This is a genomic window from Micromonospora sp. AKA38 (assembly GCF_027925725.1).
In the GTDB taxonomy this organism is placed as follows: Bacteria; Actinomycetota; Actinomycetes; order Mycobacteriales; family Micromonosporaceae; genus Micromonospora.
Genome location: NZ_BNEI01000001.1, coordinates 551,283 through 564,191, shown reverse-complemented (window position 1 = coordinate 564,191; position 12,909 = coordinate 551,283). Strand labels below are relative to the sequence as shown.

The window sequence follows — 12,909 nt, the reverse complement described above, 5'->3', positions numbered from 1 at the left end:
CCTGCAAGATCACGGAGGCGGGTTACGCGACCTCGACGATGACCTCGACCTCGACCGGGGCGTCGAGGGGGAGTTCCGCCACGCCGACCGCGCTACGGGCGTGCCGGCCGGCCTCGCCGAAGACGGCGCCGAACAGGTCGGAGGCGCCGTTGATGACGCCGGGCTGGCCGGTGAAGCCGGGCGCGCTGGCCACGAAGCCGGACAGCTTCACGATCTTGACGACGTTCTCCAGCCCGACCAGCGCGTCGATCGCGGCGAGCGCGTTCAACGCGCACCGCTCCGCCAGGTCCTTCGCCTGCTCGGCGGAGACACCGTTGCCGACCTTGCCGGTAGCGAGCAGCTTGCCGTCGGCCATCGGGAGCTGACCGGAGACGTAGACGTGCTGCCCGGACTGGACGGCCGGGACGTAGCTGGCCACCGGCGGCACCACCTCGGGCAGCGCCAGACCGAGTTCGGCGAGTTTCGCGTGCGGTCCGTTGCTCATCGGTCAGCCCTTCGGACGCTTCAGGTACGCGACGAGCTGCTCCGGGTTCGGTCCGGGCACCACGGAGACCAGCTCCCAGCCGTCCTCGCCCCAGTTGTCGAGGATCTGCTTGGTCGCGTGGACCAGCAGCGGGACCGTGGCGTATTCCCACTTCTGCATCGGAGGAAGGCTCCCTTGCCTGACTTGGACTTCGGTCAGGCACAGCCTACGGTCCGACCGCCTCAGCCAGACGCGGGACGCTGCTCCGGGGCGGGCGACTCGCCGCAGGGGCCCTCGTGCTCGTAGCGCTGCGGGCAGCGACCGCGGTCGGGCAGCAGCAGGTCGCAGAAGACGCGGTGCCGGTTGTTCTGGTCGTCGGCGGTGGAGACGGTGGTCTCGCCGGCGTCCAGCTCGGCCAGGAAGCCGAGCGAGGTGGCCACGATGCCGGCGAGCGCGGTCGCGGCGGCCAGGTCGGGCACCCGCACCGGCAGGTGGATGACGTAACCCGGCTCATCCTCGTCCCGCCGGCGACCGGCCGGCCGGAGCAGCGTGCGGACCACCTCGACCGGGGGCCGGTACGAGCGCTCGTTGAACGGTGTGCCCGCGCCGGGGCCGTCAGCGTCCCCGGGCCGGGCGGCCCGGTCACCGGGGGGAAACTGGGCTCGGGGAATGTTCTCCGCGTCGCGCATCCGCTGCCTCCGGACGTCGTACCTGCTCATGGGCACCACTGCGCGGCTCGGAATCCCCCGGTCCGGCCGCTGTGTCGCGACGAACGTAGGACGTGGCCGGCCATTCCGACAACGGGACGCGCATGAATGATCACGTCGAGTCACATATGTGACACAAGGCTGGTCCGAAACGCGACGGCGCTCTCGCGTCCGGCACACCATGACGCGGGGCTGGCAAGTGGCCCGCCGACCGCTACCCTTCCGGACTGGGCGCGCGCGGTCGCGCACCCACCACCTCGACCCCGTGCCCGTCGCCTGGGGCGGCGACGGGCGCGCCGCAACCCGGGGGAGACCGATGACCCAACCGCCCGCCGGTGGCACGCCCGGCACGCCCGGCGAACCGATCCCGCAGCCCGCATCCGCCGGGGCCCTCCCGCCGACCGGGCCGGGCCAGCCACCGCCCGGCGCCGGCCCGCCGCCGGGGCTCGGCCACCCGCCGTACCCGTCCGGCGCGCCGCCGCGCAAACGCCCGACCCTGTTGATCGTCTCGCTCGTGCTGGCCGCGGCGGTCCTGCTGTGCGGCGGCGGTGGCACCGCCGCGTTCCTCGCCCTCCGCGACGGCGCGGACGGCCAGGGCGCGACGGAGCCGCAGGTGGCGGTGGACGGCTTCCTCAAGGCGGTCTACCAGGAGCGGGACGCCGACAAGGCGGCCACGTTCGTCTGCTCCGCGGCCCGCGACGACGAGAAGATCGCCGCCAAGGTCGCCGAGGTGCAGAAGTACGCCGGGCAGTACCAGAACCCCCGCTTCCGCTGGACCAACCCGACGGTCGACAACCAGACCGGGGACCGCGCCACGGTCTCCACCAAGGTCACCATGACCACCGCCGACGAGAAGGTCGCCGATCAGGACCTGCGCTTCACGGTGGTGCGGAAGACGGGTTGGTGGGTCTGCGAGGTCAGCTGATCCCGGCGGCTGGTTAGGCTCGACGGATGGCAGCGAGTGAGCAGCCGGCCGAGTCCGCCGGCAGATGGCCGGGCCGCCTGCACGTGGTGACCGGCAAGGGTGGCACCGGGAAGACCAGCGTGGCCGCCGCGCTGGCCCTCGGGCTGGCCGCCGGGGGCCGGCGCACGCTGCTGGTCGAGGTCGAGGGTCGGCAGGGCATCGCCCAGCTCTTCGGCACCGACCCGCTGCCGTACGAGGAGCGGCACCTCACCGACGCGCCCGGCGGCGGTGAGGTGCGGGCGCTGGCGGTCGACGCCGAGGAGGCGCTCCTCGAATACCTGGACATGTTCTACAAGCTCGGCGCCGCCGGCCGGGCGCTGCGCAAGCTCGGGGCGATCGACTTCGCCACCACGATCGCCCCCGGGCTGCGTGACGTGCTGCTCACCGGCAAGGTGAAGGAGGCCACCACCCGCACCGCGGGGTCCCGCCGGGCGTACGACGCGGTGGTGCTGGACGCGCCGCCGACCGGGCGGATCGGCCGCTTCCTCAACGTCACCGCGGAGACCGCCCGGCTGGCCAAGGTGGGCCCGATCAAGACCCAGAGCGAGGGTGTCTCCGCGCTGCTCCGCTCCCCGATGACCGCGGTGCACGTGGTCACGCTGCTGGAGGAGATGCCGGTCCAGGAGACGCTCGACGCGGTGGCCGACCTGACCCAGTTCGGCTTCCCGGTCGGCCGGGTGATCGTCAACGGCGTCCGTCCGCCGGTGCCGGCCGGTCGCGCGGTGACCGCGGCCGAGCTGAAGCGGGGGTTGGCCGCCGCCGGCCTCCCGACCGACGCCCGGACCGTGGCCGGCCTCGCCGAGGAGGCCCGCGACCAGCGGGTACGCCGCGAGCTGGAGGATTCGCTCCGGGGTGACCTGGTGGAGTTGGGGCTGCCCCTGATCGAGCTGCCGCTGCTGCCCGACGGGGTCGACCGGGCCGGGCTGGAGACGCTGGCGGAGACGCTCGTCCGGGCGGATTGACTCACACCTGGGGCCGGCTGCGGAGCAGAGAGCCCCTCGGGACCGATACGCTCGATTGGTGCCTTCCGAAGACGCGGCGCCTCCGCTGGACGTCGACCAGATCCTCGCCGACCCCGGCGTGCGGATCGTGGTCTGCTGCGGGGCGGGCGGCGTGGGCAAGACGACCACCGCCGCGGCGCTGGCGCTGCGGGCGGCCGAGCGGCACGGCCGGCGGACGGTGGTGCTCACCATCGACCCGGCCCGCCGGCTGGCCCAGTCGCTCGGCCTGACCGAGCTGGACAACACCCCCCGGCAGGTCAAGGGCCTCGACGTCGAGACCAGCGGTGGCGAGCTGCACGCCATGATGCTCGACATGAAGCGCACGTTCGACGACGTGGTGCTCCAGCACACCGACCCGGCGAAGGCGGCGGAGATCTTCGCCAACCCCTTCTACCAGGCGATGAGTTCCACCTTCGCCGGCACGCAGGAATACATGGCGATGGAGAAGCTGGGCCAGCTCCACGCGCGCGGCGAGTGGGACCTGATCGTGGTGGACACGCCGCCGTCGCGCTCCGCGCTCGACTTCCTCGACGCGCCGGCCCGGTTGTCGCGGTTCCTCGACGGCCGGATGCTGCGGCTGCTGCTGGCTCCGGCGCGCAGCGGTGGGCGGAGCATGTTCAGCCTGGTGACGGCGAGCTTCGGGATGTTCTCCAAGGTGGTGCAGAAGGTGCTCGGCGCGCAACTGCTCACCGACCTGTCCGGTTTCGTCGCCGCGCTCGACTCGATGTTCGGCGGGTTCCGGCAGCGGGCCGAGCAGACGTACCGCATCCTCCAGGCCGACGAAACCGCGTTCCTGCTGGTCGCGGCGCCGGAGGCGGACGCGGTCCGAGAGGCCGCCTACTTCGCGGGCCGGTTGCGGGACGAGCGGATGCCGCTGGCCGGGCTGGTGCTCAATCGGGTGCACCAGCCCGCCGCGCCGGGGCTGTCCGCGGAGCGGAGCCTGGCCGCCGCGGAGCGACTGGCCGGCGTCGGCGGGCACGAGGGCACCGTCGAGGTGTTGCGCGCGCACGCCGCGCTGGCCCAGCAGGCGGTCCGCGAGGAGCGGGTGGCGGCCCGGTTCACCGAGGCGTTCCCGGCGGTGCCGGCGGTGTCGGTGCCGGCGCAGCCCGCCGACGTGCACGACGTCGACGGGCTGCGGACGATCGGCGAGGCGATCAGCCGGCGGTGAACGCGCCGGCCGGGCCCCGTCAGGAGGTGGCGGTGGTGACCAGGATCTTGTCCTTGCCGGCCTTCTCCTTGGCGTTCTTCCTCATGGCCGCCTCGAACATCTTGCGCCAGCTCGTCACCTGCGGGTGACGGCGGAGCAGCGCACGGCGCTCGCGTTCGGTCATGCCGCCCCACACGCCGAACTCGATCCGGTTGTCGAGCGCGTCGGCCAGGCACTCGTACCGAACTGGGCAGCTCCGGCAGATCCTCTTCGCCACGTTCTGTTCGGCGCCCTGTACGAACAACGCGTCCGGGTCCCCGTTCTGACACGCCGCCAGTGACGGCCAGTCAGTGATCATGCCCATCTGTACACGTCCCCCCTTGCAGTACTTACCGACGTCGCGCGAGCAGCCGCGAACTTCCCCCCGGTCGTCCGGCCGGCCTCCCCAGGGCGGCACGGACGACGTGTGGCTGCGATCGCCGTCACCATCATGCTGTGTAGTCACCCGATTACGCAACGTTGTCGGCGAAATCCCTAATTTCCGGACACTCCCGGCGTGCCGGGCCTTCGCCGGCCGTCTACCCGGCTCCGGTACGGAAAAACGCCGCGCCGTTCCCCCGATCGGCGGAGACTTCTGCGGATCTCACGCAACCCTGTGCCAGGGTTCGTGCGTTTAGCACAACGAGGCCGGCGCGGGATGGAAATGGGGAAAGTTCCCCGTGCGCCGGCCGATCCCTGCTCGCGTACCCTGTCGAGGTGACCTGGATGCGGAAACGTGACCACAATGTCTTCACCAACGCCGCATCGCTGCTGATCTGCGGCCTGCTGGCCGGCGTGGTGGTCGCCGCGGCGGCCTTCCCCGCGGTGGCGATGACCGGGCTTGCCGCGAAGGCCGGCTCGGAGACGTTCGGCGCGCTGCCCAAGGAGTTGACGGTGGCCCGGGCCCCGCAGATCACCTATCTGCTCGCCTCCGACGGCAAGACGCCGCTCGCCACCATGTACGACGAGAACCGCAAGGACGTCAAGCTCAAGGACGTCTCGATGTACATGCAGAAGGCCTTGATCGGGGCCGAGGACCACGACTTCTACAAGCACAACGGCGTCGACCTCAACGGCGTGGCCCGGGCGTTCGTCAACAACCAGTCCGCCGGCTCGTCCCGGCAGGGCGCGTCCACGCTCACCATGCAGTACGTCCGGCTGGCCATCTCCTACTCGGCCACCCACCCGGCCGACGTGGTCGCCGCCACCGAGGACACCAGCACCCGCAAGCTGCGCGAGATGAGCCTGGCGCTCCAGGTCGACAAGGAGCTCTCCAAGGACGAGATCCTGGAGCGCTACCTGAACATCGCCGCATTCGGCAACGGCGCGTACGGCATCTACGCCGCCAGCCAGGTCTACTTCGGCAAGCCGCCGAGCAAGCTCGACATCCAGGAGTCGGCGATGCTCGCCGGCATGGTGAAGGCGCCGACCGCGTTCGACCCGACCACCAAGGCCGGCTACCCGGAGGCGGTCGGTCGGCGCGACTACGTCATCCAGAACATGGTGCAGATCGGCGCGATCACCCAGGCCGAGGCGGACGCCGCCAAGAAGATCAAGCTCAGGGTGAACGACAAGCGCACACCGAACGGCTGCGTGCAGACCAACACCAACTCCTGGGGCTTCTTCTGCGACTACTTCTACCGCTGGTGGCTCCAGCAGGAGACGTTCGGCGGCACCTCGTACGACCGGGAGCGGCGACTCAAGAGCGGCGGCTACACCATCGTCACCACCATGGACGTGCAGGCGCAGAAGGCCGCCGACAAGGCGGTCCGCAACCACCTGAGCGAGAGCAGCAAGGCGGCCCGGATGGTGGCCGCGGTCGAGCCGGGCACCGGCCGGGTCCGGGCGGTGGCGGTGAACCGCAAGTTCAAGATCGACAACCCGAAGAACCCGCAGAACAAGCTCTCCAGCGACCCGAAGAAGGCCAAGAAGAAGATCCGGGGCAACTACCCGAACACGGTGAACCCGCTGGTCACCGGCGGCCCCGGCATCTCCGGCTACCAGGCCGGCTCGACCTTCAAGATCTTCACGCTGGTGGCCGCGCTGGAGAAGGGCTACCCGCTCAGCTACAGCATCAACGCGCAGAAGGTCTTCAAGTCCGACTACCCGGTCGAGTTCAACTCCCCGGCCGCCTGCCCGGGCACCAGCAAGTACTGCCCGACGAACGCGAACCCCGCGATGGCCGGACCACACAACATGTGGAGCGGCTTCGGCTTCTCGGTGAACACGTTCTTCATCGACCTCCAGCAGCGGGTCGGCGCGGAGAACGTGGTCAAGGCGGCGCAGAAGCTCGGTATCAGTTTCCGCTCGTCGGAGGACGCCAAGCTCGCGGCCAACCCGCACCAGTGGGGCGCGTTCAGCCTCGGCGTCTCGCAGACCACCCCGCTGGAGCTGGCCAACGCGTACGCCACGCTGGCCGCCGACGGAAAGTACTGCGAGCCGATCCCAGTGCAGGAGATCCGCGACCCGGACGGCGACAAGCTCGACATCGCCAACCCGCGCTGCGAGCAGCGGATCAGCACCGAGGTGGCCCGCGCCGCCGTGGACGCCGCCCGCTGCCCGGTCGGTGACCGCTCCGCCACCTCGAAGTGCGGCACCGCCACCGCCGGCAACGTCCGTGGCATCGTCAAGGCGCCGGTGGCCGGCAAGTCCGGCACCACCGACTCGGAGAAGACGTCCGCCCTGGTCGCCATGACCAAGCAGTACGCGGTGGCCGGCATCATGGCCGACCCGGACTGGGCGCAGACCAACCAGCAGATGGGCCACGACGTGCCCAACGGCATCAACCCGGCGGTCTACGAGACGCTGCGGGACGCCATGAAGGGCAAGGAACGGAAGAACTTCACCCCGCCGGACGGCAAGATCGTGATGGGTGACCAGCGCTCGATCCCGGGCGTGAAGTGCGAGTCCGTCGACACCGCCAAGTCGCGGATCAAGGGCGCCGGCTTCGAGCCGGTGGTGTCCAGCAACAAGGTGCCGTCGGAGTGCCCGGCGGGCACCGCGGCCGGCACCAGCCCGGACGGGCGCACCATCAAGGGCGGCGTGGTGCTGATCGAGGTCAGCTCCGGCCAGGGCGCACCGGCACCGGGCAACTCCGCCGGGCCGGGCGGGCCGGCCAACCCGCCGGGCAACGGCAACGGCCGGCCGGGACGCCCACGCGGCTGACCGGCGAACGACGACGACGGGCGGGCACCCCAGCGGGTGCCCGCCCGTTCCGTTGCGGTCGGCGCGTCTACAGGCCGAGCTGGCGGCGTACCTCGGCGGCGACCCGGCCCCCCTCGGCCCGGCCGGCCACCGCCGCCTGGGCCGCCTTCATGGCCGGGCCCATCTGCGCCTTGCCGGTGAAGCCGCCCGCGGCGAGCGCCCCCGCGACCAGCTCGGCCAGCTCGTCGTCGGGGAGCTGCTTCGGCAGGTAGCGCTCCAGCACCTCGCCCTCGGCGGTCTCCTTGCCGGCCTGCTCCGCGCGCCCGGCGTCGGCGAACGCGGCAGCCGCCTCGCGCCGCTTCTTCGCCTCCTTGGTCAGCACCGCGAGCACCTCGTCGTCGCTGAGCTCGCGCTTCTCGCGGCCGGCGACCTCGGCGTTGCCGACGGCCGCGAGGGCCATCCGCAGCGTGGAGGTGGTCAGCTCGTCGCGCGCCTTCAACGCGGCGCGCATGTCGGTGGTGAGACGGTCCTTCAGCGTGCTCATGGTCGGTGAAACTACCCTGAACAGCATGCGAAAGCGCACACTATTCCGGCTCGCGGCCGGAACCGCCGCCGCCGGCGCGGCCACGCTGGCCTACGCGTCGCTCGTCGAGCGCAACCTGTTCACCCTCCGCCGCTACGACGTGCCGGTGCTCCCGACCGACGCCGAACCGCTGCGCGTGCTCCACCTGTCGGACCTGCACATGATGCCCAACCAGCGGCGCAAGCAGGACTGGGTGGCCTCGCTGGCGGCGCTCGACCCGGACCTGGTGGTGGTCACCGGCGACAACATGGCCGACCCGGAGGCGGTGCCCGGTGTGCTGCGCGCGCTCCAGCCGCTGCTCGACCTGCCCGGCGCGTTCGTGTTCGGCTCCAACGACTACACCGGCCCGGTGCTGAAGAACCCCTTCACCTACTTCCTGCCCGACCGGGAGTACACCGAGGGCGTGTCGCTGCCGTACGAGGAGCTGCGCGGCATCCTCACCGGCGCCGGCTGGGCGGACCTGAACAACGCCCGCACCACGCTCAAGGCCGGCGGGCGGGCGATCGAGGTCGTCGGCGTGGACGATCCGCACATCGAGCGGGACGACTACGACGCGGTGGCCGGCCCGGTCGGCGCCGAGGTCGCGCTGTCGATCGCGCTGGCCCACTCACCGGAGCCGGCCGTGCTGGACCGGATGGCCGCCGACGGCTTCGGGCTGCTGCTGGCCGGGCACACCCACGGCGGGCAGGTCTGCGTGCCCGGGTACGGCGCGCTGGTGACCAACTGCGGGCTGCCCCGGTCGATGGCTCGCGGGCTGCACCGCTGGCCCGGCTCGGACTCCTGGCTGCACGTCTCCGCCGGCCTGGGCACCCACCCGACCGCCCCGGTGCGCTTCGCCTGCCCACCCGAGGCGAGCATCCTGACCCTGATCCCCCGCTGACGCTCACCTCTGGCGATCTTGGTACGGACCGGCCCTCGGCGGGACGAATCCGTACCAAGATCCAGGCGTCGCGTGGGGTGGGGGTACCGAGTTGGACCCCGGAGACGGGTGGGCTACTATTTGTCGGCACGCCTCGGGGTGTGGCGCAGCTTGGTAGCGCGCTTCGTTCGGGACGAAGAGGTCGTCGGTTCGAATCCGGCCACCCCGACCAGAGGTAAGTAAGAGTCAAGGCCCCTCCGTGGAGGGGCCTTGACTCGTTTCTGAGGTACGCCGCACCATGCGGCCTGGCTTGAGCCGGGTCTCCGTTTGAGCGCGCCACCCGTCACCGAAGATGATCTCGGGTGGCGTCGTGATCCGCGGACGGGCCTACGTACTGGGGGGATTGTGATGCCTCGCGGCCACGCCCGACCCGAAGTGCCGCTCTGCCTCGTGCTGATGCTGGCTGGCACTGGCCTGGCGGACCGCGGTCGAATCAACCTCGGACGAGAGACGATCCCGGTCCCGGCGGCTCACGAAGACAACGACCGCGAGCACCAACACCGCCAACACCACGAGCGATACCACCACCGTCGTCATGCGTCGACGCTACGGCATGCGCACTACTCGCCGCGACGGCGGCGAGCAGGATCGGGTCGCACATAGGATGCCGAGATGTCCCGGCCAGTGGTCTTCGATCTCTTCCACACCCTGATCCAAGGGGCCGACGAGGAGCGGGGCCGGGTCGTCGGCGAGACGGCGGTCATGGTCGGAGTGGCTCCGGGCGATCTGGTCGCCGCGTACCACGCCAGTTGGCGGGACCGGCTGGTCCGGTGAGACGTGGAGAAGACCATCCGCATCCTCGCCGGACGCCTCGGCGGCAGGCCGACCGACGAACAGGTGACACGGGCCGGCGAACATCGGCGAGCTGGCCAAGCCCGCTCCGGCGATCTACCGCCTTGCTGCCGAGCGTCTGGGTGTTCGGCCGGCGGAGTGCGTCTTCGTCGGCGACGGCGCAGACGGCGAGCTGGCCGGGGCGAGAGCGGTCGGCATGACCGCCTTCCGGACCACGGAGCACAACGACACCGACCCAGGCTGGGGTGGACCGGCCTTCTTCACTCTGGACAGCCTGCCTGCCACGCTCCGAGAACCGTCCTGGGTCTCGGAGCCGTCCGCCAGGGTGCGTGACGTCACATAGCGTGGCGTTCAGGTGTACCTTCCGATGTGGTGGGGCGCGTTCCTCCTTCCTGCGCTGGGAGCTTCGTCGTGTCGCACGTCGATCCGCGTTTCGGGGCCCAGCTACGGGCGCTGCGCGCCAGCCGAGGGCTGTCCCTGCGGGCGCTCGGGCAGCTCGCGCACCGGGGCAAGAGTCATCTGCACGATCTGGAGACCGCCGCCAAGGCTCCGACGCCGGAAACGGCCCGGCACCTTGATGAGGTTCTTCAGGCCGGTGGGGCACTCGTGCGGCTCGTCGGGCAGCCCGTCGACCACGACGCGGAGGCCGACGAACTGCTGGCACGGGTGCGCGCCAGTGATGTGAGTGCCGAGACGCTGGCCCGGATCGAGGCAGGCGTCGACGACCTGGCGAGTGCCTACGCGACCACGCGGCCGGTGGACCTGCTTCCGATGGTGCGGCGGCATCTGGCGTACGTGGGTCGGCTGCTCGACGGGCGGGGCACCCTCGCGCAGCGGCGGCGTCTGATCGTTGCCGGCGGTTGGCTGACCGTGCTGCGGGCGACGGTGCACATCGATCTTGAGCAGCGTTCCACGGCCGGTGTGCATCTGGCCGCCGCAGCCAAGCTCGCCGAACACAGTGAGCATGCGGAGGTCCAGGCGTGGTGCCTGGAGACCCGGGCATGGGACCGGCTCACCTCGGGCGACCACCGGCAGGCGATCGAACTGGCGCAGCAGGCCCAGCGGGTGGCGCCCCCGGGAAGCTCGGCGCACATCCAGGCGACGGCGCAGGAGGCTCGGGTCTGGGCACGCGTCGGTGACGTCCGGCGAACCCGCGATGCGCTGGACCGCTTGGAGCGGGTGACCGCGAACCTGTCCGTGCCGGAGCGGGCCGAGCATCACTACCGGTACGACCCGACGAAGGCGTTGGCGTACACGGCGACGACGTTGTCCTGGGCGGGCGACCCGGCTGCGGAGCAGGTCGCCCGGATCGTGTTGGCGGAGTTGGATCCGCGCGGAGATGGTGGCGACCGCCCTAGACGCTCCGCTTCCGCGCGTCTCGACCTGGCCTTGGCGCTGGTCGCGGCTGATCAACCCGACGAAGCCAGCGCGGTCGCCGCCGAGGCGATCCGCTCCGGACGGGTGGTGCCTTCGAACTGGTGGCGGGCGCGAGAGGTGCTCCGGCGGGTCGAGCAGACCGGCGCGAAAGACGCGTCGGCGCTGCGCGAGGTCTACGAGTCGTACCGGCCCGCGTTCTGACAGCGGACAGCCCGATCGCTCAGCGGACACGCGCCGCCGTCAAGTAACCGACCCATCACTCGATGCTGTTATCAGGGCGGATCACGTTCGGTCCGGTACCGCTGAGAAGTGGCCCGCCTGGAGCCGGGCGCGGTGGTGTCGATCCTTCCGAACACGCCGTCGCGCCCCTACCAGCGGAGGTAGGGATGAATCAGAAGGTTCCGTCCGGAAACCGGGGCGAGCAGATCCAGGAGGCGGAGCGAGAGGCCGCCCGGCAACGGCTTCTCCAGCAGGCCGAGGCGGACCGAATACCGGCCGAGGAGACGACCCGGGCGGTGCCGGACCGGCGGTGGCGCCGTGAACAGCACTGATCTGCTACCGGTCGGACGGCGGGTGGCGTACTGGCGGGGTCGACGCAAGCTGTCCCAGCAGATGCTGGCCGACCGGCTGGGTAAGTCGAAGAGTTGGGTGGACAAGGTCGAGCGGGGTGTCCGGTCGCTGGACAAGGTGTCGACACTTCAGGACATCGCCGCCGCCCTGCGGATCGACACGGCGGTGCTACTCGGTCGACACGCTCAACCGCTCGGGGTGACCGAGCGCGTCGAGGGGGTGGAGCGGGTCCGCGTGGCGCTGTCGAGCTACGAGATCGCTTTGGGACGCCCGGCCGGTTGCCGTCCCGTGCTGTCCGACGAGGCGCTGTCACGAGAGGTCGCGCACGCGTGGAGCACCTTCCAGTACGCCCGCTATCCCCAGGTGGTCGACCTGGTGCCGCAGTTGCTGACCGACGCGCAGCGCGCCCACGCCCACGATCCCGAGGCAGGCCGGACGCTGTTGGTGGAGGCGTACCGGGTGACGGCGTCGCTGCTGACGAAGCTCGGTGCCACCGACGTGGCGTGGCTGGCCGTCGACCGGGCGATGATCGCCGCCACCGGAGACCGGCTCTCGGTGGCAGCCGCCGCCGTGCAGCTCGGCCCGGTCCTCCGCGAATCGGCGCGGACGAGGCTGGCGACGTCGGCGATGCTGGCCGCCGCCTACCGGATCGCCCCGCCGGTGACCGAGAACGGCTCCCCGCACGAGCTTTCCCTGTGCGGAACGCTCCTCGTCCAGGCTGCCCTGGCCGCATCCCGCGACGGGGACGACCGCACCGCCGTCGGGCTGATCGACGAGGCCGCCGAGATGGCCGCTCGGGTGGGCGACGGTCACGACCACTATCGGACCGGGTTCGGACCCACGGCGGTCGAGCTTGCCCGGATCATCACGATGGCGGAGCTGGGCGACGCACGACAGGCCATCGCCCGGCACGAGAAAGTGACCACTGACGACGGCTGGCGGTGGCTGCCCGCCGAACACCGCGCCGCGTACCTGATCGACGTCGCCCGCGCCTACCTCCACGTCCGCGATCCGGTCAACGCCGGCCGCGCCCTGACCGCGGCCGACCGCATCGCGCCGGCCGAGATCCGCCAGCGACCAGCCGGTCTGGAGGTACTCGCCCGGGTCGCCCGCGAGCCCTTCGCCCCGACGGCGATCACCGACCTCGCCGCCGGCCTGGGCACCGGCTGAGGACGACCGACGGGCGAGACGCACCGCAGACGA

At 71.3% G+C, this 12,909-nt stretch carries 16 protein-coding genes and 1 tRNA gene; 11 read left to right on the top strand and 6 right to left on the bottom strand.

What is annotated here, in order from left to right; genetic code table 11:
- Positions 1-22: 22 nt before the first annotated feature.
- From TPA0908_RS02705 to TPA0908_RS02695, 3 genes are all read right to left on the bottom strand, one after another.
- Positions 23-484, bottom strand: coding sequence for a RidA family protein (locus TPA0908_RS02705; protein ID WP_107159613.1), 462 nt, complete (start codon positions 482-484; stop codon positions 23-25).
- A 3-nt stretch (positions 485-487) separates the two neighbouring features.
- Positions 488-643, bottom strand: a complete 156-nt coding sequence (locus tag TPA0908_RS02700) for a DUF4177 domain-containing protein (protein WP_013289021.1) — start codon at positions 641-643, stop codon at positions 488-490.
- Positions 644-705: 62 nt separating this feature from the next.
- Positions 706-1,152 (bottom strand): hypothetical protein, encoded by a 447-nt coding sequence (locus TPA0908_RS02695; protein WP_281934659.1) that lies wholly within the window; start codon positions 1,150-1,152, stop codon positions 706-708.
- A gap of 334 nt (positions 1,153-1,486) precedes the next feature.
- Here TPA0908_RS02695 and TPA0908_RS02690 point away from each other — a divergent pair, with 334 nt between their 5' ends.
- From TPA0908_RS02690 to TPA0908_RS02680, 3 genes are read left to right on the top strand one after another with little or no spacing between them, the layout of a single operon-like run.
- Positions 1,487-2,095 carry an Rv0361 family membrane protein gene (locus tag TPA0908_RS02690; RefSeq protein WP_281934282.1) on the top strand — a complete coding sequence of 203 codons (609 nt, stop codon included), beginning with the start codon at positions 1,487-1,489 and terminating at the stop codon, positions 2,093-2,095.
- Positions 2,096-2,121: 26 nt separating this feature from the next.
- Positions 2,122-3,096, top strand: coding sequence for an ArsA-related P-loop ATPase (locus TPA0908_RS02685; RefSeq protein WP_281934281.1), 975 nt, complete (start codon positions 2,122-2,124; stop codon positions 3,094-3,096).
- A 55-nt stretch (positions 3,097-3,151) separates the two neighbouring features.
- Positions 3,152-4,303 carry an ArsA family ATPase gene (locus TPA0908_RS02680; protein ID WP_281934280.1) on the top strand — a complete coding sequence of 384 codons (1,152 nt, stop codon included), beginning with the start codon at positions 3,152-3,154 and terminating at the stop codon, positions 4,301-4,303.
- A gap of 19 nt (positions 4,304-4,322) precedes the next feature.
- Here the strand turns inward: TPA0908_RS02680 and TPA0908_RS02675 are convergent, their stop codons facing one another.
- The gene (locus tag TPA0908_RS02675; RefSeq protein WP_107159621.1) at positions 4,323-4,646 is read right to left on the bottom strand and encodes a WhiB family transcriptional regulator; all 324 of its coding nucleotides are present in this window, start codon (positions 4,644-4,646) and stop codon (positions 4,323-4,325) included.
- A gap of 401 nt (positions 4,647-5,047) precedes the next feature.
- On the opposite strand from TPA0908_RS02675, the gene TPA0908_RS02670 reads away from it, so the two are divergent.
- A complete protein-coding gene (locus tag TPA0908_RS02670; RefSeq protein ID WP_281934277.1) occupies positions 5,048-7,486 on the top strand; it encodes a transglycosylase domain-containing protein in 2,439 nt (812 codons plus the stop codon).
- A gap of 67 nt (positions 7,487-7,553) precedes the next feature.
- On the opposite strand, the gene TPA0908_RS02665 is transcribed toward TPA0908_RS02670, so the two are convergent.
- Positions 7,554-8,009 carry a GatB/YqeY domain-containing protein gene (locus TPA0908_RS02665; RefSeq protein WP_281934275.1) on the bottom strand — a complete coding sequence of 152 codons (456 nt, stop codon included), beginning with the start codon at positions 8,007-8,009 and terminating at the stop codon, positions 7,554-7,556.
- A gap of 25 nt (positions 8,010-8,034) precedes the next feature.
- On the opposite strand from TPA0908_RS02665, the gene TPA0908_RS02660 reads away from it, so the two are divergent.
- Entirely contained in the window at positions 8,035-8,928 is an 894-nt protein-coding gene (locus tag TPA0908_RS02660; RefSeq protein WP_281934273.1) for a metallophosphoesterase, read from the top strand.
- A 134-nt stretch (positions 8,929-9,062) separates the two neighbouring features.
- A tRNA-Pro gene (locus tag TPA0908_RS02655) sits at positions 9,063-9,139 on the top strand.
- Between the two features lie 155 nt (positions 9,140-9,294).
- Here TPA0908_RS02655 and TPA0908_RS02650 read toward each other — a convergent pair.
- Positions 9,295-9,504 (bottom strand): hypothetical protein, encoded by a 210-nt coding sequence (locus TPA0908_RS02650; protein ID WP_281934272.1) that lies wholly within the window; start codon positions 9,502-9,504, stop codon positions 9,295-9,297.
- A 75-nt stretch (positions 9,505-9,579) separates the two neighbouring features.
- Here TPA0908_RS02650 and TPA0908_RS02645 point away from each other — a divergent pair, with 75 nt between their 5' ends.
- The 5 genes from TPA0908_RS02645 to TPA0908_RS02625 all read left to right on the top strand — a co-directional run bounded on the left by TPA0908_RS02645 (position 9,580) and on the right by TPA0908_RS02625 (position 12,876).
- A complete protein-coding gene (locus tag TPA0908_RS02645; RefSeq protein ID WP_281934270.1) occupies positions 9,580-9,741 on the top strand; it encodes a hypothetical protein in 162 nt (53 codons plus the stop codon).
- 82 nt (positions 9,742-9,823) lie between these two features.
- The gene (locus TPA0908_RS02640; protein WP_308447807.1) at positions 9,824-10,102 is read left to right on the top strand and encodes an HAD family hydrolase; all 279 of its coding nucleotides are present in this window, start codon (positions 9,824-9,826) and stop codon (positions 10,100-10,102) included.
- 29 nt (positions 10,103-10,131) lie between these two features.
- Positions 10,132-11,337: a helix-turn-helix domain-containing protein gene (locus TPA0908_RS02635; RefSeq protein ID WP_281934268.1), complete on the top strand. Its 1,206-nt coding sequence runs from the start codon at positions 10,132-10,134 to the stop codon at positions 11,335-11,337.
- Positions 11,338-11,522: 185 nt separating this feature from the next.
- Positions 11,523-11,687, top strand: a complete 165-nt coding sequence (locus tag TPA0908_RS02630) for a hypothetical protein (RefSeq protein ID WP_281934266.1) — start codon at positions 11,523-11,525, stop codon at positions 11,685-11,687.
- Positions 11,674-12,876 carry a helix-turn-helix domain-containing protein gene (locus TPA0908_RS02625; protein WP_281934264.1) on the top strand — a complete coding sequence of 401 codons (1,203 nt, stop codon included), beginning with the start codon at positions 11,674-11,676 and terminating at the stop codon, positions 12,874-12,876. Before TPA0908_RS02630 ends, TPA0908_RS02625 begins: the two co-directional genes overlap by 14 nt.
- The last annotated feature ends 33 nt before the right edge of the window (positions 12,877-12,909 follow it).